The organism is Gallaecimonas xiamenensis 3-C-1 (assembly GCF_000299915.1).
GTDB lineage: Bacteria > Pseudomonadota > Gammaproteobacteria > Enterobacterales > Gallaecimonadaceae > Gallaecimonas > Gallaecimonas xiamenensis.
In genome coordinates this window covers 1-22,488 of record NZ_AMRI01000004.1, presented here as the reverse complement: position 1 = coordinate 22,488, position 22,488 = coordinate 1, and the positions used below count along the sequence as shown (strand labels likewise).

General features: G+C 63.0%; 25 protein-coding genes and 2 riboswitches. Of the genes, 7 read left to right on the top strand and 18 right to left on the bottom strand.

Going from position 1 to position 22,488, the window contains the following annotated elements; genetic code table 11:
* Positions 1–11: 11 nt before the first annotated feature.
* A riboswitch (TPP riboswitch) is annotated at positions 12–117 on the bottom strand.
* Between the two features lie 84 nt (positions 118–201).
* Positions 202–552, bottom strand: a complete 351-nt coding sequence (gene hinT / locus B3C1_RS03435) for a purine nucleoside phosphoramidase (RefSeq protein WP_008482934.1) — start codon at positions 550–552, stop codon at positions 202–204.
* Between the two features lie 68 nt (positions 553–620).
* On the opposite strand from hinT, the gene B3C1_RS03430 reads away from it, so the two are divergent.
* Positions 621–2,381, top strand: coding sequence for a M61 family metallopeptidase (locus B3C1_RS03430; protein ID WP_008482933.1), 1,761 nt, complete (start codon positions 621–623; stop codon positions 2,379–2,381).
* Positions 2,382–2,409: 28 nt separating this feature from the next.
* Here the strand turns inward: B3C1_RS03430 and B3C1_RS03425 are convergent, their stop codons facing one another.
* The 5 genes from B3C1_RS03425 to B3C1_RS03405 all read right to left on the bottom strand — a co-directional run bounded on the left by B3C1_RS03425 (position 2,410) and on the right by B3C1_RS03405 (position 6,659).
* Positions 2,410–2,841 (bottom strand): GNAT family N-acetyltransferase, encoded by a 432-nt coding sequence (locus B3C1_RS03425; protein WP_008482932.1) that lies wholly within the window; start codon positions 2,839–2,841, stop codon positions 2,410–2,412.
* 266 nt (positions 2,842–3,107) lie between these two features.
* Positions 3,108–4,421, bottom strand: coding sequence for a hypothetical protein (locus B3C1_RS03420; RefSeq protein WP_008482930.1), 1,314 nt, complete (start codon positions 4,419–4,421; stop codon positions 3,108–3,110).
* A gap of 61 nt (positions 4,422–4,482) precedes the next feature.
* Positions 4,483–5,037: a rod shape-determining protein gene (locus tag B3C1_RS03415; RefSeq protein ID WP_008482928.1), complete on the bottom strand. Its 555-nt coding sequence runs from the start codon at positions 5,035–5,037 to the stop codon at positions 4,483–4,485.
* Positions 5,038–5,042: 5 nt separating this feature from the next.
* Complete coding sequence (locus tag B3C1_RS03410) at positions 5,043–5,390, bottom strand: hypothetical protein (protein WP_008482926.1); 348 nt, start codon at positions 5,388–5,390, stop codon at positions 5,043–5,045.
* 195 nt (positions 5,391–5,585) lie between these two features.
* Complete coding sequence (locus tag B3C1_RS03405) at positions 5,586–6,659, bottom strand: alkene reductase (protein WP_008482924.1); 1,074 nt, start codon at positions 6,657–6,659, stop codon at positions 5,586–5,588.
* A gap of 292 nt (positions 6,660–6,951) precedes the next feature.
* Here B3C1_RS03405 and B3C1_RS03400 point away from each other — a divergent pair, with 292 nt between their 5' ends.
* Positions 6,952–9,516, top strand: a complete 2,565-nt coding sequence (locus tag B3C1_RS03400; protein WP_008482923.1) for a hypothetical protein — start codon at positions 6,952–6,954, stop codon at positions 9,514–9,516.
* Positions 9,517–9,622: 106 nt separating this feature from the next.
* Here B3C1_RS03400 and B3C1_RS19680 read toward each other — a convergent pair whose 3' ends face one another.
* The 3 genes from B3C1_RS19680 to B3C1_RS03385 all read right to left on the bottom strand — a co-directional run bounded on the left by B3C1_RS19680 (position 9,623) and on the right by B3C1_RS03385 (position 11,156).
* Positions 9,623–10,051, bottom strand: a complete 429-nt coding sequence (locus tag B3C1_RS19680) for a CbrC family protein (RefSeq protein WP_192813343.1) — start codon at positions 10,049–10,051, stop codon at positions 9,623–9,625.
* Between the two features lie 28 nt (positions 10,052–10,079).
* A complete protein-coding gene (locus B3C1_RS20425) occupies positions 10,080–10,583 on the bottom strand; it encodes a hypothetical protein (protein ID WP_192813342.1) in 504 nt (167 codons plus the stop codon).
* A gap of 99 nt (positions 10,584–10,682) precedes the next feature.
* Positions 10,683–11,156, bottom strand: coding sequence for a LabA-like NYN domain-containing protein (locus B3C1_RS03385; protein WP_008482919.1), 474 nt, complete (start codon positions 11,154–11,156; stop codon positions 10,683–10,685).
* Positions 11,157–11,236: 80 nt separating this feature from the next.
* On the opposite strand from B3C1_RS03385, the gene B3C1_RS03380 reads away from it, so the two are divergent.
* Together B3C1_RS03380 and B3C1_RS03375 are read left to right on the top strand one after the other, a co-directional pair.
* Entirely contained in the window at positions 11,237–12,106 is an 870-nt protein-coding gene (locus B3C1_RS03380; RefSeq protein ID WP_008482917.1) for a GNAT family N-acetyltransferase, read from the top strand.
* Positions 12,106–13,014 (top strand): polysaccharide deacetylase family protein, encoded by a 909-nt coding sequence (locus tag B3C1_RS03375; RefSeq protein ID WP_008482916.1) that lies wholly within the window; start codon positions 12,106–12,108, stop codon positions 13,012–13,014. Before B3C1_RS03380 ends, B3C1_RS03375 begins: the two co-directional genes overlap by 1 nt.
* Positions 13,015–13,042: 28 nt before the next feature.
* Here the strand turns inward: B3C1_RS03375 and B3C1_RS03370 are convergent, their stop codons facing one another.
* From B3C1_RS03370 to B3C1_RS03360, 3 genes are all read right to left on the bottom strand, one after another.
* Positions 13,043–13,372, bottom strand: coding sequence for a DUF4377 domain-containing protein (locus B3C1_RS03370; protein ID WP_008482915.1), 330 nt, complete (start codon positions 13,370–13,372; stop codon positions 13,043–13,045).
* Between the two features lie 90 nt (positions 13,373–13,462).
* Positions 13,463–13,873, bottom strand: coding sequence for a GNAT family N-acetyltransferase (locus B3C1_RS03365; protein ID WP_008482914.1), 411 nt, complete (start codon positions 13,871–13,873; stop codon positions 13,463–13,465).
* 101 nt (positions 13,874–13,974) lie between these two features.
* Entirely contained in the window at positions 13,975–14,949 is a 975-nt protein-coding gene (locus B3C1_RS03360) for a helix-turn-helix transcriptional regulator (RefSeq protein WP_035481016.1), read from the bottom strand.
* Positions 14,950–15,048: 99 nt separating this feature from the next.
* On the opposite strand from B3C1_RS03360, the gene B3C1_RS03355 reads away from it, so the two are divergent.
* On the top strand, positions 15,049–15,696 hold the full coding sequence (locus B3C1_RS03355) for a glutathione S-transferase family protein (RefSeq protein ID WP_008482911.1): 648 nt from the start codon (positions 15,049–15,051) through the stop codon (positions 15,694–15,696).
* Here B3C1_RS03355 and B3C1_RS03350 read toward each other — a convergent pair.
* From B3C1_RS03350 to B3C1_RS03330, 5 genes are all read right to left on the bottom strand, one after another.
* Entirely contained in the window at positions 15,693–16,394 is a 702-nt protein-coding gene (locus B3C1_RS03350) for an aspartate/glutamate racemase family protein (protein WP_008482910.1), read from the bottom strand. The two genes, B3C1_RS03355 and B3C1_RS03350, sit on opposite strands and share 4 nt — an antisense overlap.
* An 11-nt stretch (positions 16,395–16,405) precedes the next feature.
* Positions 16,406–17,020 carry a DKNYY domain-containing protein gene (locus B3C1_RS03345; protein WP_008482909.1) on the bottom strand — a complete coding sequence of 205 codons (615 nt, stop codon included), beginning with the start codon at positions 17,018–17,020 and terminating at the stop codon, positions 16,406–16,408.
* On the bottom strand, positions 17,020–17,421 hold the full coding sequence (locus tag B3C1_RS03340; RefSeq protein WP_008482908.1) for a GFA family protein: 402 nt from the start codon (positions 17,419–17,421) through the stop codon (positions 17,020–17,022). The genes B3C1_RS03345 and B3C1_RS03340 overlap by 1 nt, the downstream gene beginning before the upstream one ends.
* A gap of 8 nt (positions 17,422–17,429) precedes the next feature.
* Positions 17,430–18,350, bottom strand: a complete 921-nt coding sequence (locus tag B3C1_RS03335; RefSeq protein WP_008482907.1) for a D-2-hydroxyacid dehydrogenase — start codon at positions 18,348–18,350, stop codon at positions 17,430–17,432.
* Positions 18,351–18,412: 62 nt separating this feature from the next.
* Positions 18,413–18,793, bottom strand: coding sequence for a hypothetical protein (locus B3C1_RS03330; protein WP_008482906.1), 381 nt, complete (start codon positions 18,791–18,793; stop codon positions 18,413–18,415).
* A 224-nt stretch (positions 18,794–19,017) separates the two neighbouring features.
* Positions 19,018–19,193, top strand: a riboswitch (cobalamin riboswitch).
* A 77-nt stretch (positions 19,194–19,270) separates the two neighbouring features.
* Here B3C1_RS03330 and B3C1_RS03325 point away from each other — a divergent pair.
* Complete coding sequence (locus B3C1_RS03325) at positions 19,271–21,181, top strand: TonB-dependent receptor family protein (protein WP_008482904.1); 1,911 nt, start codon at positions 19,271–19,273, stop codon at positions 21,179–21,181.
* A gap of 11 nt (positions 21,182–21,192) precedes the next feature.
* Positions 21,193–21,702, top strand: coding sequence for a DUF6580 family putative transport protein (locus tag B3C1_RS03320; RefSeq protein ID WP_008482903.1), 510 nt, complete (start codon positions 21,193–21,195; stop codon positions 21,700–21,702).
* A gap of 200 nt (positions 21,703–21,902) precedes the next feature.
* Here B3C1_RS03320 and B3C1_RS03315 read toward each other — a convergent pair.
* Positions 21,903–22,488: SLC13 family permease (locus B3C1_RS03315; protein WP_008482902.1), on the bottom strand; the 586-nt coding region annotated here is incomplete at its 5' end.

Sequence of the window (22,488 nt, the reverse complement as noted above, 5' to 3'; positions counted from 1 at the left end):
GGCGTGCGGCAGTTATGGCAGAGCACCATCCCTACGCCGGTACGAGCCGGATCAGGTTCAAAGGGTCTGTCGGTACACCGACATCTCAGGCCTAAGAGGCCTCCCCCTGGTGAAAAATCGCGGTGATTGTAACGGGGCTGTCACGCCTTGTCAGCCCCGTTGTGGCCGCCGGGGGCCTGGTCGTACAAGCCCCCTGCCCCCTTAGCGGGCCAGCATCGGCCCCAGGGGCTTGCCCCCCAACAGGTGCAGGTGGATGTGATAGACCTCCTGGCCACCGTGGTCACGGCAGTTCATCAGCAGGCGGTAGCCGTCTTCGGCCACCCCGGCGTCCCTGGCCAGCTTGGCCGCCACCGTCATCATCCGCCCCAGGTAGGGTTCGTGGGCTTCGGTGATATCGTCGGCGGTAGCAATCAGGATATTGGGCACTATCAACAGGTGCAGGGGCGCCTTGGGGTTGATGTCCCGAAAGGCGGTAACCAGGTCGTCCTGGTAGAGGATGTCGGCGGGGATCTCGCGGCGGATGATCTTGGAAAAAATGGTTTCTTCGCTCATGTGGGGCTCCTTATAGCGGCCTCAAAGTCCATGCTAGACTGCAGCTAAACCCTTGACGCTGCAAGCCGATGATCGCTGCCATCCATTATGACATCAAGCCCGCCGAGCTGGGCCGCCACCTGTTCGACGTGACCCTCACCATAGAAGAGCCGGACGCCGCCGGCCAGCAGCTGTGGCTGCCGGCCTGGATCCCCGGCTCCTACCTTATTCGCGACTTTGCCAAGCACCTGCAATGGCTGGAGGCCAGCGACGAGGATGACAACCCGGTGGCCATCCAAAAGCTGGGCAAGGCCCGCTGGCAGCTGGCCCCTTGTGAAGGGCCGGTACGGGTGCGCTATCAGATCTACGCCTGGGATCTGTCGGTAAGGGGCGCCCACCTGGATGAGACCCACGGCTTTTTCAACGGCACCTCGGTATTCCTGGCGGTAGCGGGCCAGGAAGGGGAAGCGGTGTCGGTGGCTATCCAGGCGCCATTGGAAGCCCCCCATTGGCAGCTGGCCACCGGCCTTAGCCGCATCAGCGGCGAGCCCTGGGGCTTTGGCCTGTTCAGCGCCTGCGACTACGACGCCCTTATCGACCACCCGGTGGAAATGGGCGACTTTGAGGTGCTGAGCTTCGAGGCTTGCGGCATTCCTCATCACCTGGTGCTGACCGGCCATCATTATGGCGACAAGGAAAAGCTCAAGCGGGATCTGGCCGCCATCTGCGAGACCCAGCTCAATTTCTTCGGCACGCCCCACCCCTTTGCAGAGTACTGGTTCCTGACCATGGTCACCGCCGACAGCTACGGCGGCCTGGAACACCGCAACTCCACGGCGCTGATGGTGCCCCGCTACCTGCTAAACGGCGCCGAGTACTTGGATTTTCTGGCGCTGTGCTCCCATGAGTACTTCCACAACTGGAACGTCAAGCGCATCAAGCCCCAGGCCTTCCTGCCCTACCAACTGGACAAGGAAAGCCACAGCATCCAGCTGTGGGCCTATGAGGGCATTACCTCCTATTACGACGACCTGATGCTGCACCGGGCCGGCCTTATCGACGCCGGCGCCTACCTCGACCGCCTGGCCACCACCCTGACCCGGGTGGCCCGCAGCCCCGGGCGCCTGGTACAAAGCCTGGCCGACTCGAGCTTTGACGCCTGGACCAAGTTCTACCAGCAGGACGAAAACGCCCCCAATGCCATCGTCAGCTATTACACCAAGGGCGCGGTGATGGCCCTGTGCCTGGATCTGACCCTGCGGCTGCGCTCCGAACACAGCCTGAGCCTGGACGATGTCATGGCCCACCTCTGGGAAGCCTACGGCCAAACCGCCACCGGCACCGCCGATGACAGCCACCAGCGCATTGCCGAGTCCCTGCTGGGTGAACCCCTGGACGCCTTTTTCAACCAGGCCCTGCACAGCACCGAGGATCTGCCCGCCCAGAAACTGCTGGCGGCCCTGGGGGTAGAGTTGACCTTCAAGGCCGCCGCCGACGACAGCGACAATGGCGGCCGCCCCCACAAGCCAAGGCCCGAGCGCCTGACCCTGGGGGCCAAAAGCCTAGAGGCCGACGGCGGCATCAAGTTAAGCCAGGTCTTGCACGGCGGCGCCGCCGACGCGGCTGGCTTGGCCGCCGGCGACCTTATTGTTGCCATCGACGGCCTGCGCGCCCGCCAAAGCCTGCTGGCCCGGCAGTTGGCCGCCATAGGCCAGCGCCAGGTGGAAGTGCACGCCTTTCGCCGCGACGAACTGATGACCTTCGAGCTGACCCCGGCCCCGGCGCCGCTGGACACCGCAGTGCTGACCATCAGCGACCCTAGCTTGCTAAAAGGCTGGCTGGAAGCCTGAAAAAACGCCGCGATAGCGGCGTTTTTAATTAAAGGGCCAGGTGCAAAATGGGAAAGGCCTTGCCCATGCTGTCCAGGGGTGAGCGGGCCACCACCTTAAAGCCCAGGTGCAGGTAAAAGCCCAGGGCCTGGGGGTTTTGCTCGTTCACATCCACCCGGCTGGCCCCCAGTTGGCTGGTGGCCAGGGCCATCAGCGCCTTACCTACCCCAAGGCCCATCAGGCCGTCATCCACAAAGAGCATCTCCACCTTGTCCCCTGCCACCCCCACAAAGCCCAGTAGGCGGCCGCCCTGGTCCTTGGCGCAATAGAGGGTCACAGACGCAAAGCCCTGGGTCAGGATAAGGGGCAGGAAGAACGCGATGTCTTCTTCGGTCAAGAAATCATGGGTGGCGCGAACCGAGCGCTCCCACAGGGCCAGCATGGGGCCATGGTCTTCGTCCTTGGCAGGCACTAGTTGCATAGGGGTCTCCAAGAGGGGCAAGGCTCAGGGCCTGGCACCGCTATTTTTCAACATTGACGCTAAAGCAATGGCAGGTGCAGCTAAAGCGGGTTACCACAGGATCCAGGGGCTGTTTGCCCCGGCGCCGTGCCTGGCTGTTGGCGATATCGATGGCCCGCCTGATCTCCCCAACCTCACTCAAAGACATGCGCCGCTGGCGGCCATGGACGGGGCAGCGGTCGCGCTCCCCGTCTTGGCTGATTTTTTCTTTGGACAGGCTCTGCTCCTTACCAGGCCAAGGGCGCCTGGCCTTGCCAAAACAGCCAGCGGCGAACCTCGCTGTGGTTACCTGTACCTATTTCATAAGGCGCTCGGCCCTGGTCCAACTGGATGATGGAGATAAAACCGGCATAGGTAGAGCAGACCAGGGTGCGGCCGTCACTGGACACATCCATATCGCCGATGGACGAGCCGATAAAGTGCTGCCAGTGGGGCGTGCCGTCGTTGCCAAAGGCCCGCAAGTAGCCGTAGGCATCGCCGATGATAAATTCATGGCCCCTGTGGCAGCCGGCATAGACCCTGGACATCTCTTCCAAAAAGGGGGTCTTTGGGTTGTCCTCGTAGGGCTCGGTTTTCAGCCCCGGCAGTAGCGCCGTGGGAACCCCTATGGTCACGCCGTTATAGAAATGGCAGGCGTTGAAAGCTGCCAGGCTGCTGTCCTGGCTGAACAGGGCCCAGTGGGGATAGTCCATCTGGTTGCCGATATCTGCCGCCAGCTGCAGCTTGTCGTCAAAGATAAGGTGGCTGCTGTCCTGGGCCCCTACCGCTATCCATTTGCCGTCCGCCGAGACAGCGCCGTGCTCCATGGCCAAGTCCAGGCTCAGCTCGTCCTCGGGGTATTCCTCCCTGAGCCAGGTAAAGTGCTCGATAACGGCTTCCTGGGTGGGCAACAAGCGCACCGCCTCGCTGGCGCTCAGTACAAAGATACCGCCGGGGGAGACAAACAGCACCCGGCGCCCGTCGGGAAAGGGCACCAGTTGGGTGGCGGTGGGGGCTTCTACTGCCAGTTGGCCAAAATCCTCGGGCAGGCCTTCGCGGCCGCTGGGGTAAGGGCAAAACGCCACCTGTTCACCGCGCCAGCCCAAGGTGATGGCCACGCCCCCTTCCCGGCAGTAAGCAAAATAACGCCGGTCGGGGCTGCGCCCGAAAAAGGACTCGTCTTCCACCACCTTGACCTCGGTACCGGCGATTTCCACCACCTGGCCAGGCCCGTAAGTGTTGCCGATACGGGCCACCACCCGGCCGTCGTCCAGCAGGCAAAGGCAGGGAATGCTCTGGCCCTTTTCCTTAAGGAGCGGCAACAGGGGGCTATAGGCCAGCGGCCACTGCTGGCGCAACTGCGCCAGGCTACCGTCCTTGTTGGCCTGGGTAATGGCCGCCAGCAAGGCCGGCACCAGTGGTTCGCGGCCGTTGTCTTCGGGCTCGGGGCCGATATTGTCCCAACCGTCGCTCATACCTTTGGCGACAAAGTCGTTTACCGCCTGGGTATAGGCCAGGGTCTTTTCACGCCATTCCTTCTGGCTCTCATCAGTACTGCTCATGGTCATCCTTTAGGTTGTTTAAGGGCCGCACCCCTGACAGCGGCGCGGCTGTGGTGCTGGGCTATTTGATAAAGGCCAGGGCCAGTGCCCCCAGCACTATGGCAAGGGTCAGCAAGCTCTGCTTGGCCGAACTGGCCTTGGCCCCTTGCCAAAATGGCCCGGCGGCCAGCTCGCCCATGGACAATACCTGCCCCTGGTGGACGGCCACCACCTTGGCCCCCAGTCCCAGCAGCAACTCTTCAAAGGCGCGGACCTCGATGGCACTCAAGCCGCCCTGGTTTTTCTCCATGGCCTGCACCACCACCCTGGGGGCCGGGGCAAAGCGGGCACCTTTGACAAGGGCAAAGCTGCGGCGCAGCAGGGCCTGGGCCAGAAAAAAATCGTTCAGCACCGTTCTTGGGTGGCTAAAGGGGTTGGCAAGGGTGACACCGGGGCCGGCCTTGGCCGCTGCCCCTATGGCCACCACCGTTTTTTGGCCCTTGGCATCGGTACTGATGGCCACATCGGGCACTTCGTCAAAAAGGGTACCAGCAAAGACGTCGACAACTTTTAGCCGCGTCTCCCAGATCTGGACGTAGTAAAGGGGCCGGCGCCGTGAAAAAAGGGAGTTTGCCATGGTCGTTATCCTTGGGTTTTAAAAGGCCTGGCGGCGGCCAGCAGGGGCGCTGCGATGACGACCAGCAACAAAGGGGTACTGGCCGGCGCGGCAAAGGTTGAGAGGGCAAAGCCAAAGTAGCAGGTGAGATAACAGGCGCAGGCCAATGGCAATGCCCGGCCCTTGGACCGGCCCAAACTGGCCACCAAGAGCCCAAAAGCCGCAGCCAGGGCCAAGGCCGCTGCCAGCACATAAGCCCAGTACCAGACAGGCTGGGTAACCCTTAGGGCCAGCCCAGGGACAAGGCCCTCAAGGCTTAGCATCAGCGCCAGCCACAGCCCCGAGTAAGCCAGGGCCACCAGGCTTGCCGCCATCGACATCCATTTCCACATCGTCCTTTATGCCTTCTTACAACCTGGGCAAGGCCGCCACCTTAGCGACAAAGAGGCAAAGAAAAAAGCCCCGCTCTATCAACCCCTTGGAGCGACTCACTGGACCGGCGGGTTAAATACACCCGCCAAAGAACTGGCCTTCGCCATAAAAAACGCCGCTGATGCGGCGTTGTCGGCTTAAGCCATGGCGGGGTAGTCGGTGTATCCCTCGGGCCCAGGGGTGTAGAAGCTGTCGGGCTTGGGGGCATTCAGGGGCGCCCCGGCCTTGACCCTGGCCGGCAGGTCGGGGTTGGCCAAAAAGCCGGTGCCAAAGGCCACCGAGTCGGCCTGGTTGGCAGCCAGGGTTTGCGCCGCCTCTTCAGGGCTGTAGCCCATGTTGAGCATCAGGTGGCCCCGGTAATGCTGGCGGGCCACCGACACCACGTCCCCTTGCTGCAGGCCGAAGAAGTCGCTGCGCATCAGGTGCAGGTAGGCGAGGTTAAAACCGTTCAGGTGCTTGGCCAGGAAAGTGGTCCAGGCGATGGGATCGCTGTCTTTCATGCCGTTAAAGCTGTTGAGGGGGGACAAGCGCACCCCCACCCTGTGGCTGCCGATTTCGCTGCACACGGCGTCCAGGATCTCGGTCAGGAAACGGGCGCGGTTTTCCAGGCTGCCACCGTAACGGTCGGTGCGCTGGTTGGCGCCGTCGCGCAGGAACTGGTCAATCAGGTAACCGTTGGCGGCGTGGATCTCGACGCCGTCAAAACCGGCGGCAATGGCGTTGGCGGCGCCACGGCGAAAATCGGCGACGATATCGGCAATTTCCCCCTCGGTCAGCGCCCGAGGCACGGTATAGGGCTGTTTGCCCTGGGGGGTGTGGGTGACATCGTCAATGGCGATGGCGCTGGGGGCCACAGCTTCGCGGCCGTCGTTGAGCAAAGGGTGGGCGGCGCGGCCGGCGTGCCAGATCTGCATGAAGATACGGCCGCCTTCCTTATGGACCGCCTCGGCGGTCTGACGCCAGCCCTGGACCTGGCTGTCTTCATAGATACCGGGGTCATCGCCGAAGGCGGAGGTCTGGGGGCTGACCATGGTGCATTCGCTGATCAGCAAGCCGGCGCTGGCACGCTGGCCATAATACTGGGCCATCAGGGCATTGGGCTGGTGGCCAGGGGCGCGGCAACGGGTCAGGGGCGCCATGGTAAAGCGGTTGGGCAGGGTCAGCTGGCCCAGGGTTACAGGGCTGAACAGCGCAGCGGTATCGACAGACATGGGTACTTCCTCAAAGGGGCCTGGCCCCGGTTTGGCTCTAAGCCCAAGAGATGGGGGCGGCGCGGCAGTTTTCAGCCCCCTGGTATGGAACAGAGCGTTTTATCCAGCCGATCAAAGCCCTGCCCTTTATCCCAGGCCCCGCCCTGCCGCCTCCTTCTAATGGGCGCCCAGGCCCCTTGGCTTGCAGCGCCAACCTGGCTGCGTTTAAATGGCGCCCCTCTCGCGGTGGTATTGCGGTGTCTTTCGCCGTTCACGCGCCACAAGCCCTTGAAAAGACATCTGAAGGACGCACATGTCTGAGTTCGACAAACGCCAAGCCATCACCCTTGACCCAACCCATCTCCAAAGCCTGAAAGCGGCCCTCGGCCAATACCGGCAAAAGCTCGACGACGGCAGCGCCTTTCGCCTGCATATGGACCTCCTGCTGGATATCGCCTTTTGCCACCAGGACGGCCGCCCCCTGGAGCGGGGCGACGCCGGTGCCAACCAGGCATTGTTGGACAAGGCCCTGGACAGCTGCCGCCAGGACAACAAGCTGTGCCATTACAGCGAAGCGGTGCTCTTTGCTGCCGCCCTCAATTTTCCCGAACTCTACCCTGATCTGGAAGACACCGCCCAGGCACTGGTGCGCTTTGCCCGCAGCCGCAACGATTCTGCCGACATGGCAGTGGACGACTACAACCTTTTAGGGGTTGAAGCCCTCTACATGATGGCCTTTTGCCGGCCCCAGTGGAGCCGCTATCTGGCCGCCTTTCTGGTGCCCTACTGGGACACCCAAACCCATTACCTTCCTCTGGAGCTGTTAAACAAGCTGGTGGCCAACTTCGGCTGGCAGCGGCCCATGATCAGCGCCTACCTGTGGTGCGACAGCGCCCAGCTGCGCCGCTGCTTTTACAGCGACAGCGAAGGCAACCCGCTGCAGCCCGATCTGCTAAGCCACTTTGCCAAGCACCCAGATGACTACCCCTGGTTCAAGGAGCAACTGCTGGCCCGCCTCAAGGCCCAGCCGCTACTGGCCTACAGCAGCGGCAATCAAGCGGACGATCCCCACCCTACCCTGGACTTTTTCTACAGCCTGGGGGCCTGGCCCGTCGCGGCCGACCCCGACGACATAGAAGAGTGGCAGGACCAGGTAAAACAGCAGCCCTGGCTTGGCCACAGCGTCGAAGACGAGGCCCTGGCGATACTGGCCACCTTGCAAAGCCAGGCACCAGAGCTGCCACTGCTGGAGGTGGCTCCGGCCTGGCAGCAAGAGGACCGCCACCAGGCCTGGAAGACCGCCAAGCCGGCACCTGCGCCAAAGCAGCAAGAGGCGGAAACGGCCGCCCCCAATTACACCAGGGTCTTTTCTTGCCTTAGCCCCCACAGCGATCGGCTAAAGCTGGCCCAGCTCGAGAAGGTGGACCAGGCCATAGGGGACGACCTGACATCGGCCCTGGCCGCCCTACCGCCGCACCTGGGAAGCTGCGCCTACGCCAGTTACCGGCTACACAATCCCGATTGCAGCCAAGAGCAGGCCAGCCTGTTAATCGACTGGCTGCAACAACAGCTACCCCAGGCGTTACTGGAGGCCTATGAAGACGCCAGCGACGATGACCACGAACAGTTTGAAGAACTGATGGCCTGGCTTGTGGATCCGGCCAACGACGCCGACCCGGCCGCCATGGCGCAGCTGGCCAAGGACGTGCTGTACCTCGACGGTGGCGTCAAGGGCGCTCGCATCAGCGCCCACCAGGGGGCCTATCAGCTGCTGTGGGGCGAAGACGGCTTGCAGCGGGGTTTACTGAGCCTGTTCTGGCTGCTGGGCAGTGACCGTCTTGCCAAGGACAACGGCCTCTATCTGCTGGCTAAAAGGCATTGGCAGCTGTGGCTGACCCTGGCTCCCCAGCGGCTTATCAACCGCATTTTTTATCTCCGGGGCAACTACCACCATTACGCCGCCATCGACGACATCGACCAGGAACGGCGCCTTTGCCAGCAACTTTTGGCCCTGGGGGTAGCGCAGCTGCAGCTGGACGCCTTTATGCTGCTTTGCGACCAGCGGGTGGCACGCTATCGCCCGGCCGACCCACGCTTTTGGCGCCGCTACCAGGCGCGGCTGGCACAGTTTGCCCAAAGCACCGACGCCGAGCGCCAGGCCCTGCAGGGCGTGCTGGCCTACTGCCATGAAGACCAGTACCTGGCCTTTTTAGCCGATCTGGCCTGCTGCCACCCCGAGCTGGAGCTGCCCCTGGCGCCGCTTTTTGAGGCAAGCCTTGAGCGGCAACTGGCCGACGCCTTCCCAGACCCGGTGGCCCATAAGCTTTACCGCCAGCTGCTGGATTATCTGGCCACAGGCCAGGGGCTTGAGGCCCTGTCCCCCAAAGCCCTTGGCCTGCCAAGGCTGCAAGGCTGGGACCCCTACGCCGACCAAAGCGGCAAGGTGGGGCCGGTGGATTTCTTGTGGCTACTGCCCAAAGAGCAAGGCCAGCGCCTGGCCCTGTTCCTGGCCCAACTGGGCAAACGGGGCCTGCATTGGCTGGGCTGCAGCTGGGTGAAGGAGGCTTATGTCCGCGCCTGCATCCAGGGGGGGCAGTTGACCTTTGCCGAGCGCTGGCAGCACCCGGCGCTGGGCCATAACCCTATCAGCGACCCGGACCTGGGCCTGGCCCTGTTAGCCGCCAAAGATGCATGGGCGCTCCAGTGGCTGGACAGCCAAGGGGTAGCAGCCCAGTCCCTGGTCTATTACGCCGTCCATGAGGGGCGCAACTGCGGGCCCTTCTTGCAGCAACTGGCCAAAGCCCAGCGCCTGCCAGACATGAAAGGCTGGCTGACCAGCGCCCAACGGGCCAAGCTGGCGACCCTGCTGGGGGAGTAAGGGGCGTCCCGAAGACCCGCCCCGAACAGGAACTTAATCCAAAACCTATGGGGTCCTAAACCCCCAAAGGCCCGCCTGGCGGGCCTTTTTATTGGCCATGGCCCGGTCAGTCGTAATCGCCTACCAGGTGACGCTTGGCACAGCGGCGGCATTCAAAGACCATCTCATAAGGCTCTTGCCGGGTGACAAACTCGGCAGGCTCACCGCAATGCACCCACCAGCCGATGGGGTTGTAGGTGGCAAAGCCGATGGTTTTACCAAAGACTTCCCGGTGCCAGGCCGCATTCAGATCCAGGTAGTCATCTTCGTCATCCACAAAGTGGCCGTCGAAAAAGTCGGCATCGTATTTGTCTGTGGCGCTACCGTCGGCGATGCACCAGGGGCAGAGATTGTCAGGGGCATTGGCCGAGTAGACCACGCCCTGGTACAAAAGGCCCGGCGCCTTGCCACAGCATTGGCAGGGGCTCTGTGACTCTCGAACGGATCCCGAGGCGATCGGATCCCGGTGATAGGGAAAATGGGGCAGTTTGGTCATCAAGCAATCTCTAAAGGCTTGGTAAAAGTCAGGCGTTTTGCACCTTGGGCAGGCGTTTAAGGGCCGAGCGCAGCAGGGCCTGGCTATAGCGGTGATGAAAGCCGCTAAGGAGATGGAAGCCGGCGCTGAATACCCCTTTACCTTCGACATCAACCTTGCGCGGCAACACGGCACTGCCGAAATACAGGCGGCTGGTATCGGCAGCGGTCTCGACCATAAACCAGGAGCGGGTATCACCAAAGCGCAGCAGCAGTTGGGTATCGGTGCGCTCTTCGACCTGCCAGGCACTGAACTGGCTTACCTGGGACCGGCCAAGAGCGGCGGCGTCCTGGTCGCTGGCCTTTTTACCCAGGGCCAGGCCCAGCAGGGTCCGCTCAAACTTGAACACCGATGAGCTGTAAAAGGCTTCCACAAAATGGGCCAGATGTACCGGCCCGGGCAGGGTCATCAGGTAGCAGTCCGTGTAGGCGCCGCTCTGGGCATAGGGGCGCAACAAGGCCTGTTCGGGAAGGGAATGGGAGACAATCATCACATCAACATCCTTGTCTGCTAATGGGCCACAGCTTACCCCTTCGGCCCTTGTGCAGCCAGATGCCAAGAGGCCAGCAGCCCCCAATATCCGGCCAAGGTCCTACCCCAACAGCAGCTCCCCTTCGATTGGAATAAAGCGGGACGCGGCATTGATAAGGGAAGCGGCGCTCAGGGCCGCCACCCCGTAGATCTCCACTATCTTGCCCTTTTCCCTAAGCTTGGCCGCCAACAGATCAAAGTCCCCGTCCCCCGACACCAGCACCACCACCTGGGCCTGGTCGGCGTATTCCAGGGCGTCGATGGCGATGCCCACGTCCCAGTCCCCCTTGGCCGAGCCGTCGGCGCGCTGGATAAAGGGTTTGAGTTTGACCTCAAAGCCGATGGCCCTGAGGATATTCTGGAACTCGCGCTGCTTGGTGTCGCCCCTGTCTATGGCATAGGCAAAGGCCTTGACCAACTGGCGCCCCGCCGTGGCCCTGGCCCAGAAACGGTTGTAGTCGAAGCGGCGCTGATAGGCCTGGCGGGTGGTGTAATAGACGTTTTGTACGTCCACCAGGACAAGGACCTTTTCCATTGCATGTTCCGCTTGTCGTCAAAGGGGGCATCTTAACAGAGCCCCGGCGCTATGCTGATAGCAAACCCAAGGAGGCGCCCATGGCCCAACCCCTGCACATCCGCCCCATGACCCGGAGCGAGCTTGACCAACTGGTGGCCTGGGCCGCCGACGAAGGCTGGAACCCGGGCCTGCACGACGCCGACAGCTTCTGGGCCACCGATCCCGACGCCTTTATCGCCGCCGAGCTAGGCGGCGAACTAGTGGGCGGCGGCGCCATCACCAGCTATGGCGGCCAGTACGGTTTTATGGGCTTTTTTATTATCCGCCCCCCTTTTCGCGGCAAGGGCCTGGGAGACCAGCTCTGGCAGGCCCGCAAGGCCCTGCTGCAATCGCGCCTGGCCCCCGGGGCCGGCATCGGCATGGACGGGGTCTTTGACATGCAGCCCTACTACGCCAAGGGCGGCTTTGTGTTTTCCCACCGCAACCTGCGCTTTTGCGCCCAAATCCCCAAAGATCTGGCCGCCCCGGCCCCGCATCCGGCCTTGGTGCCCCTAAAAGACCTTGCCTTCGAGACCCTGCTGGCCTTTGACAGCCACTGCTTTGGGGTTGACCGGCGCCGCTTTCTCAAGGCCTGGGTAAACCAGGAAGACGCCGCCGGCCTTGCCTACCTACAAGGGGGCGTCCTGGCCGGTTACGCCCTGGTCCGGCGCTGCCGCCAGGGGTACAAGATAGGGCCGCTCTTTGCCGACACCCCGGCCATAGCCGAGACCCTGTTCGACGCCCTGGCCTCCGTGGCCGCCGGGGGCCCTCTGTATCTGGACGTACCCGAAGCCCACCAGGAGGCCATGGCCCTGGCCAGCGCCAAGGGCATGAGCGAGGTGTTTGGCTGCGCCCGCATGCACCTGGGGCCAAAGCCCGCTGCCGAGGACAACAAGGTGTTTGGCGTCACCACCTTTGAGCTGGGCTGATGGCCGTCAACAACGAGCGGGATCTCACCGGTTACGGCGGCCGGCCGCCCCACCCCCAATGGCCAGGCCGGGCCCGCCTGGCCCTGCAATTTGTGCTGAACCTGGAAGAAGGGGCCGAGTCCTGCGTTTTGAACGGCGACAGCCAGTCGGAGGCCTACCTGCACGAACTGGTAGGCAGGCCCGCTCGCCTGGGGGAGCGGGATCTCAGTGTCGAGAGCCTTTTTGAATACGGCGCCAGGGCCGGGGCCTGGCGGCTGTTGGCCCTATTTGACAGCCGCCAGCTGCCCCTGACCGTGTTTGCCTGCGGCCTGGCCCTGGAGTTGAACCCGGACCTGGCCAAGGCCCTGGTGGCGGGGGGCCATGAACTGGCCGGTCACGGTTATCGCTGGCTCGACCACCACCCTATGGCCCTGGCCGAGGAGCGGCGCCAGATGGCCAAGACCCAGGCCATCATCCAGGGCCTGGGCCAGGCGCCGCCCCTGGGCTGGTACACGGGGCGCATCAGCCCCCACAGCCGCCAGTTGGCAAGGGAGGCGGGGTGCCTGTATAGCTCGGACTGCTACAACGACGACCTGCCCTATTGGCTGGCAGGTAGCCCGCCGCTCTTGATGATCCCCTACAGCCTGGTCAGCAACGACATCCGTTATCTGCAGCCTCACGGCGCCGGCAGCCCAGAGGCCTTTTATGGCGAGCTTAAGGACGCCTTCGATTGCCTCTGGCAGGAAGGGGCCAAGGCCCCCAAGATGATGACGGTGGGCCTGCATGGGCGCATCAGTGGCCAACCGGCCCGGGCCCAGGCCCTGGCCCGCTTCCTCGATTACGTGCAGCAAAGACCCGGGGTCTGGGTTTGCCGGCGCCAGGACATAGCCCGGCACTGGCAAGGGCGGTTTCCTGCCCCTTGCCCATAAAAAAGCCGCTTAAGCGGCTTTTTAAAGGTTACTGGGCTGGCGTCTTGTCCAGCACCGCCATCAGCTCGTAGCGGTAAGGGCTGGCGTCGGCCGGCACCTGGCCCTTGGGGAAGGCCTCGGTGCGCTTGACCTTAAGGCGGTAATCAAAGCCTGCCTCAAAATCAAAGCCGGCGATATCCGAATAAAAGGCCTCGCCGTCCACCACCAGGCATTTTCGGGGGCCAACCCCTACACAGTCCACCTGTTGGGGGCCAACCTCCAGGGTCATCAGCTCGCCGTCTGTCATCGGCGCTTTTCCTTCCTGGCCACAACCCCACAGCGCCACGGCGCACAGGGGCAACATCAGGGTCTTTTTCATTTCGCTCTCCACTGGCTTGCGGGCCTCGTTATAGCAAGGCTTGGCTGACGCCAAGCTTTACGGCGCCACCAGCCCCGCGCTAATGGCGCTTTAGCTGCGCGGTGTGAAGGCCTTGGTCATGCCCTGGCTGGCCGGCGCCACCAAACGATAGCCGAGTTTTTCATAGAAGGCGGGCTGGTCGGCGATCATGGAAACATAGGAGCCGGGCAGCGCCACCGACCCCAGGTAGTCGTCGATATATGCCATCACGGCCCGGCCAAGGCCCTGGCCTTGGTAAGCCGGGTCTACCGCGATATCCACCACCTCAAAGTTACAGGCGCCGTCACCAACCACCCGGCCCATGGCGATAAGCGCGCTGCCCTCTCTGACGGAAACGCCATAAAGGCTATTGGGCAGGGCAATAGTGGCGGCTTCAAGCGACTTGGCAGACAACCCCGCCTTGACGCGCAGGTCGCAAAATTCCTGGGGGCTGGGGGCCTTTTCTTCAAATCTCAATGCCATAACGCACGGCTCCTTTTATGCTGCCAACAGCATACATCCATAAACTGTATATAAAAACAGTGTCATGTCATAAGCCAAGGGGAAGCACGCTCGGGGTTGGCCTAGCTGTCTTTGGGGCGGTACAGCGCCAGCACCTTGCTGGCAGTGTCGGCCAGCTGTTTCCTTAGGGCGGCGGGGGCCAGCACTTCCACCTCGGCCCCCAGGCGCGCCAGCTCCGAGGCCATATGCCAGACCGACCCCATGGGCAGGCTAACTTGCTGCCAGCCTTGGGCGTCCGGCTCCCCTTGGGCTTGGCTGCGGGCCAGTTGGTAGGGGCTAAAGAGGGCCCGAAGGAGTTTGTGGCCCTGAGCAGAGAGGCGCAGCAGCGCCTGGTCGGGGTAACTTTCCTGTTCCAGGCGCTGGCGGCTTTGCTGCCAATATTGGGCCAGGTTGAAGTCCTGCGGCCGTTCAAAACCGGTAGCAAGCACCTTGAAATCGAGGATGCGCGACACCCGATAAGTGCGGATGTCGGCCCCCACCTGCCCCACCAGGTACCACTGGCCGCCCTTTTGCACCAGGCCCAGGGGGCAAAGCTCCCTTTCCCGCTGGCTCTTCCAGCTGCGATAGCGCAGCCAAAGCCGACGCTGGCGGCGCACCGCTTCAGCCAGGGGCACCAGGGCCGGCAGTGTTTCCGCCTCCCCAAACCAACCTGGGGCGTCCAGCAAGAAGCGGTCACTCATTTTGGCCAGGCTGTCCCGCTGGCCGGTGGGCAAGGCCGCCAGCAGCTTGAGTTGGGCCTCGGCCACCACCCCGCCCAGGCCCAGCTCGGCCGCTTGGCCACTAAGGCCCAGCATGAAAAGGCCCTGGGCTTCGTCAGCGGACAGGCCGTTAAGCTGGGTGCGGTGGTTTCCCAACAGGCGATAACCGCCCTCGGCGCCCCTTTCGCTGTACAAGGGAATGCCGGCGCCGCTCAGGGCGTCCATATCCCTATAAATGGTGCGCAACGACACCTGGCAATGCTCGGCCAGTTGCTGGGCATTGACCTGCCCCTTGGCCTGCAGGTGCATCAGAATGGAAAGTAGTCGACTGGCTCGCATGGCAAAAAATTTACCCTAACCTGACAGTATTTGACAGGTATGGCCCCGTATCTTGGTGGGGTTGCCAAGCCTTGGCCCATCATCACAAGGAAAAAGACCGTGAAAGACTCGCTTGTTTTCTACCATGCCCCCCAAACCCGTTCGTCCGTGGCCCTGACCCTGCTGGAAGAGCTGGAGGCTCCCTTCGAGCTGCAGCTGTTGAACATGAAGGCCGACGAGCAGCGCCAAAGCCCCTACCTGGCCATCAACCCCCTTGGCAAGGTGCCGGCGCTGCTGCACGGCGACACCCTGGTGACCGAGCAGGTGGCGATTTTCATCTACCTGGCCGACCTCTTTCCCGAAAAGGCCCTGGCGCCGGCTATCACTTCACCGCAAAGGGGCGACTACCTGCGCTGGATGGTCTATTACGCCGCCTGTTACGAGCCGGCCCTGGTGGACAAGGCCCAGGGCCGGGAGGTCACCAACCCCAAGATGTCGGTGTACGGGGACTTTGACACCATGCTGGGCACTGTCCTGGCGCGCCTGGCCAAAGGGCCCTATTTGCTTGGGGAGCAGTTCAGCGCCGCCGACATCCTCTGGGGCAGCGCCTTGAACTGGGGGCTGATGTTCAAGCTGGTGCCCGAATCGCCGCTGCTGACCGACTATGTTAATCGTATTGTCGGCCGCCCCAGCGCCGTCAAGGTGGCCGCCCGCGACCAGCAATGGGCCCAGGCCCACCAGGCCGCCTTGGACCAGCAACCGGCCTAAGGTAATTGGGCCGTTGCCAAGGCGACGGCCTTTTGGGCATGGAGCGCCGTGGTGTCGAAAAGGGGCACCGGGGTGTCCCCCTGCCCCACCAGCAGCCCTATTTCGGTGCAGCCCAGGATCACTGCCTGGGCGCCCCTGGCGGCAAGGCGGTCGATAACCTGCAGATACTGGGCCCGGGAGGCCGCCTCGATGCGGCCCTGGCACAGCTCCTGATAGATAACGTCATGCACCAAGGCCCGGTCGCTTTCGTCCGGCACCAGCACCTCCAGCCCAAAGCCTTGGGCCAACCGCCCCTTGTAGAAATCCTGCTCCATGGTAAAGGCGGTGCCCAGCAGCCCCACCCGGCGCACCCCGGCTTGGACCAGGGCCTCACCGGTGGCGTCGGCAATATGAACCAGAGGAATGGACAGGGCCTGGCTCAGCTCGGGGGCCAGCTTGTGCATGGTGTTGGTGCACAGCAGTAAAAAGTCGGCACCCGCCGCCTCCACCCGCTTGGCGCCTTCCACCAGCAAGGCTGCCGCCCCGGCCCAATCCCCTTGGTGCTGCGCCGCCGCCAGGGGCGCAAAGTCGACGCTGTAGAGGGCGATTTTGGCCGAATGCAGGCCACCGCAGCGCGCCCTTACCCCTCGGTTGATGGCGCTGTAATAGCCCTGGGTGCTCTCCCAGCTCATGCCCCCCAGCAAACCTATGGTTTTCAATCGCTATCTCCTTATTGGCCGCCAGCGGCCAGTGCCGGTATCGCCTTGCCTGCGTCGTAATAGCCGTTTTGGCATCTGGCCAGGGTGCCCCCCAGGCTCTCAAAAGTGTTGGGATCGGCTCCCTTGATGGGGCGCCCCTGGTAATAGACCCGGTCTTGGTCCCGGGCAAAAAGCTGCAAGCCATCGCCCAAAGGCGTAAAGCTGGCGAGGTGCGCGTCTTTGATGACCTTGTTGACAAAAAAGGCCTGGCTGGCGTCCCGGCTGTGGTAGCAGTCCAGGGCCACTATGGTTTCAGGGTCGGCCCCTGGCAACAGCCGCCGGCGGCAAAAGACCTGGGTCTTGTCCCTTAGCAGATCTTCCCCAAGGTAACAGGCGCTGTCCCTGTCCACCTTGGGCATGGCGGTTCCTTCGTAATAAATATGATGCTTGTCCTTGGCAAAATAGCCTCCCAGGTAGCAAAGGCTGGCGGCATCCATCTTGGCCTTGGGGTAGCCGGCGTAGAAGCCCTGGGCCTTGTCGCGGGCATAGGCGCCCCCCAGGTGCTCAAAGCTGTCGGTATCGCAGTGTAGCTGCCGGCTAATCCAGAAAACGCAGTCGCCGGCTTTGTAGTATCCACGCATCACCATCAGGCTCCGGGGGGCAGTTGGTCAAAACCGGGCAAGGCGGCCAAGTTGTGCTCCCAAGGCGCCCGGCTGGCTAAAAAAAGATGGGCGGTGGGGGCAATGGTGGGGGCCTGGTCCAGGCTGCCGGCCGGCACCAGCAACAGGGCACCGTCCTGGTATGGCAGGGGCGAGCCACAGTTGCTACAAAAGGCCCGCCCGTGGCGGCTGCCCGGCAGCGTAAAGCGGTGCAACAGTTCCTCACCCTGCAGCCAATGCACCTGGCCACCCATGGCAAAGAGGTTGGCACCATGGGCAGAGCCGCTGCCCTTTTGGCAATGCTGGCAGTGGCACAGGTAAAAATGGCTGAAAGTGGCGTCCAGGCGATAGCGCACCTGGCCGCAAAGGCAACTTCCTTGCTGTTCCATAACCCCTCCTAGGGTTGCAACCGGCGAATATTGTCGGCGGTGAGATTGACGATGTTCTGGCGCGCCTCCGGGCTTATCCAGGCGTTGTGGGGAGTGACAATCAGGTTCAAGGGTTCAGCCAGGGACGCCAGCAGGGCATGGCCCTGGCGGGGCGGCTCTTCGGGCAGCACATCCACCGCCAGCCCCCCCAGGCGCCCAGCTTTAAGGGCCGCAAGGGCCGCCTGCTCGTCGATGATGCTGCCACGGGCGCAGTTGATCACCAGGCAGCCGGGTTTGATGATTGCCAGCCGCTCGCCGTTCAGCAGGTGGCGGGTCGCCTCGGTCAAGGGGCAGTGGAAAGACAAGAGATCGGCCTGGGGCAGCAGGCTGTCGAGGCTGGGGCGGTTGTCGCCAGGGTCCCCGGGACGGGCGGCAAACACCACCTTGGCGCCAAAGGCCTCGGCCAGGCGGGCCACTTCGCTGCCCAGGGTCCCGGAGCCCACCAGCACCAGGGTCTTGCCTTTGAATTCCAAGGTGGCGTGGCCCATCAGGCAGAAAAAGGGGCTTTGCTGCCAGGCGCCGGCGGCCAGGTCCCGCTGGTACAGGGGCAAACGGGCGGCCAGGGCCAACATCAGCATCAGGCTGTGTTGGGCCACCGAGGCGGTACCGTAATTGCTGACATTGCACACCGGAATGCCCCTGGCCTTGGCGGCGGCCAGGTCGACGTTGTTGGTACCGGTGGCCATCACCAGCAGGGCTCTGCGCCCGGCCATGATGGCATCATCCAGCACCACTTTGTTGGTGAGCAGCAGCTCGGCGTCGGCGGCATGGGCCTGGAGCTGGCTTGGGGCTGTGGTGCCAAAGACCCGAAGTTCGCTGACCACGGCACGGATAGGGCTTAAATCGATATCCTTGCCCAGGGTATCGGCATCCAGGAGCACGGCTTTCATCACAAGGTCCGGTTAAAGGGGCTTGGCTTTTTTTAATCCAGCCCCGGGCCCTGGTGCAAGCCTCAAACCGCCATGCGCCCGGCCAGGCGCGACAAGGGCAGCATACCCGCGATCGCCGCCAGGGCCAGCCACCAGGGGTAGGCCAGCAGCGCCGAATAAAGCACCGCCACCAACGCCAATATGGCTACCAGGGACCAAGACAACACGGCCGCGCGGCGCCGCTCCAGCAGCAGTGCCGTCAGCACGCCGACAAAACTGGCCAGCCAGATACCGATAAGGGTGACAAGGGTGTAGCCCAGGCCCTGCTCCGCCGGATAAAGGGCGATGGCAATGCCTTGAATTAAAACCTGGGTGGAGGCCGCCACTACCAACCCGGCCAGGATAGCCAAGGGTAATTTGAGCCAGCGGCTGTTGCCGCTTTGCAGCTGTTCTTCGTCTACCATGTCCCACACTCCATGTTGGGGCCGCCTGATTCCCTAAAGCGGTCAAAAAAACCACAGACTTAACTGCTGTTCTAATCCTTATGCACAATGCCGCCATTGGCAAGCTCATCTTAGGGCCTGTTTTAAAAGGACTCAGCTGGGTCAAAAGCGGCTCTAAAAGCACTTTGGCCATCTGGACTTCCAAGTTACAAATCCCTATGATCGCCGCTTCAGCTTTTACTGAATTCAACGCCTTTTTTCATGGTGCCCGCTGGGATAATCGGGAAGCCGGTGTAAATCCGGCACTGCCCCCGCAACGGTAAGGAAGGCGCAGCGTCATCAGGCCACTGTGGCAACACGGGAAGGCGGCGCTGCTAGACCCCGTCCAAGTCCGGAGACCGGCCATGAAAGAAAACCTGACGCCTTCGGTGGGCAAGGCACAGGTTCGGCATTTTTGCTGTGGTACCTTCATTGCCCCCATGAAGTGGATAGAACTTTATGGGCTTTTCCCGAACCCTTATCGCCCTGGCGCTGCTGCCGGTGGCCGTCCAGGCCGCTCAGAGCGCCGACGAGCACCTGCTGGTGCTGGGCCGCCAGACCCAGGCCGTAGACAGCCTGCCGGCCGCCGTCACCCTGATCAGCCAAGCGGATATCGAAAACAGCGGTGCCACCAGCCTGGAAAGCCTGCTCCGTGGCCGCGCCGGTATTCAGGTGGCCAACTCAGGCTCTGGCCCGGTGCTGAGCCTGCGCGGCTTTGCCCCCGACCAAAGCGGCGCTAACGTGCTGGTGCTGATCGACGGGCGCCGCCTGAACAGCCAAAGCCTGGCCGGGCCGGCCCTGGCCAGCCTGCGCCTTGGCAACATAGCCCGCATCGAAGTGCTGCAAGGCTCCGCCGGTGTGCTCTATGGCGACCAGGCCGTGGGCGGCGTTATCAACATCATAACCAAGGGCGGCAGCGACGGCGGCCAGGTTTCGGCCAGCCTCGGCAGCTTTGACCACCAGGCCCTGGGGGCCAACCTGTCCAAGGGCTTTGCCAACGGCCTCTACGTCGACAGCAACCTGGCCTGGGACAAAGCCGACAACTACCGCGACCACAGCCAAAGCCGCACCGCCTCGGTGCAGGGCCGCCTGGGTTACCGCACCCAAGGGCGCCACCTCTATGCCGAGCTGGGCTGGGACCAGGACGACCGCGACCAGCCCGGCCCCCTGACTTTCAGCCAGACCGACCGGCGCTTCTCCCGCCCCGAATTTGCCAAGGACTTTATCAACCAGATAAGCCAGGTGGCCCGCCTGGGCCTGGAACAGCAGCTGGACGACAACTGGCAGCTGCTGGTGGACGGCTCGGCGAGCCGCCGGGAACGGGACTACAACCAAAGCTACATGGACTGGGCCGTGGACAACCCCAGCGAAACCACCGAGCGCCTTAACCGCATCTCCCCGCGCCTCAAGGGCCAACTGGGTGAACTGGCGGTGCTGGCCGGTATCGATTACGAACACGGCAACTACGACGACGACAGCCTGGGCGCCCATAACAGCCGCGACAGCCAAAGCCTCTATGCCAACGGCCAGTGGCAGCACCAGGCCCTGACCCTGAGCGCCGGCCTGCGCTACACCGACGTGGACGACGACCTCATCTACGCCAGCACCTACGCCCAGGGCGTGTCCATCAGCCGCGACGCCACCACCTGGTCCCTGGCCGGCCAATACCAGCTGGACCAGGCCGGGCGCCTCTTTGCCCGTATCGACCGCAACGTGCGTTTTGCCAAGCTGGACGAGCAGGGCTACACCCCAGCCGGCATCCTGGGCCTGGACCCGCAAAAGGGCCTGTCGGTGGAGCTGGGCTGGGCCGGTGAGCAGCTCAGCCTGTCGGCCTTTCGCCTGGATCTCAAAGACGAGATCGTCTTTGACGCCAACGCCCCGGCCCCCGAAGGCGGCCTCTTTGCCGGCGCCAACGTCAATGCCGACCAGTCCCGCCGCTACGGCGTCAACCTGGCCGGGCACCAGGACTTTGGCCCCCTGACCCTGGGCGTCGACTACCAATGGCTGGACGCCCAGTTCACCAAGGGCGCCAGCGACGGCCACAAGGTGCCCTGGGTGTCGCGCCACAGCGGCCTGCTCTATGGGGACCTGGTGCTGTCCAAGGCGCTGAGCGCCCGGGTCGAATACCAATACCGTGGCAGCCAGTACCTGCTGTCCGACAACCTCAACCAGGGCGACAAGGTCGGCAGTTACGGCCTTTGGAACCTGGCGGGAATTTGGCAACAAGGCCCCTGGCACTTTGTGCTGAGGGTGGATAATCTGTTTGATAAGCGATTTGCGGATTACGCCGTTTACAATGCCTGGGGGGAAGACTCCTGGTACCCCGGCAAAGGCCGTGAGTTAAACCTCACCGCGCGCTACAACTTCTGACGAGGATAACAATGACCCCACGCCTGCTGACACTGCTTGCCATCATCGCCCTGTGCGCCCTGTACCGGGTGATGCCGCACCCCTGGAACGTGTCGCCGGTGGCCGCCATGGCCCTTTTTGCCGGCGCCCACTTCCAGACCCGCGCCATGGCCTTGCTGGTGCCGCTGGCGGCCATGGCCCTGTCCGATCTGGTGCTGGGCCTGCACCCTACCCTGCCCTTCGTCTACGGCGCCTTGTTGCTGACGGTGATGCTGGGCTTTTGGGTGGGCAAGGACATCAACCCCGGCCGGGTGCTGGCCGGATCCCTGTCCGGGTCATTGTTGTTTTTCTTTGTCACCAACGCGGCGGTGTGGCTGGTGGGTAATTATTACCCGCCAGGTCTTGAAGGCCTGAACCAATCCCTGGCTGCCGGCGTCCCCTTCTTCCAGTACACCTTGGTGGGGGACCTGGCCTTCAACGCCCTTTTCTTCGGCGCCTTTTACGCCTTGGAAAAACACTTCCCGCAGCAATACAGCCATTGAAAAAGGCGCCGCAAGGCGCCTTTTTTTGTTTTAGGGCCAGGCAGCACGCTGGCCCCCTAAGCTCCCAGAAACTTTTCGTCCCTGGCAACACGCCGAAACCGGGCGCCGCCTTTGCACAGCACCAGGTACTCCCTACCTCCCTGGCCGCCCCTTCGCCTTGTTGGCCATTGCCATGGGGCACCGGTCTGGGGCAGACACTATTAGCGCAAAGGCCAACCCAGCAGCAGCACGGTAAGGGTTGTGGCCCCCACCAGCAGGTTCATGGGCAGGCCCACCTTCAGAAAATCGTTGAACTTGTAGCCCCCAGGCCCCAGCACCATCAGGTTGGTCTGGTAGCCAAGGGGGGTGGCAAAGCTGGCCGAGGCCGCCATCATCAGGGCGAACACAAAAGGGGTGGGAGCCAGGCCGGCCTTGTCGGTGATCTCCACTACGATGGGCAACATCACCAGGGCGGCGGCATTGTTGGTGATGACTTCGGTCAGCAGGGACACCGCCAGGTACACCAAGATCAGCAGCAGCCAGGGCTTGCCACCGGACAGGGCCACCAACTGGTGGGCGATAACCCCGGCAACCCCGGTTTTTTGCAACGCCGTGCCCAAAGCAAAGGAGGACGCAATGGTGATCACCAAGGGCAGATCCAGGCTCTTTTCAGCCTGGCCCACCGACATGCAGCCGGTCAGCAGCATCAGGCCGGCCCCCATCAGGGCGGCATTTAGCATGCTGATAAGGCCAAGGCCCGCCGCTCCCACCAACCCCAGCAAAATGCCCCAGGCCAGCAGCGCCTTG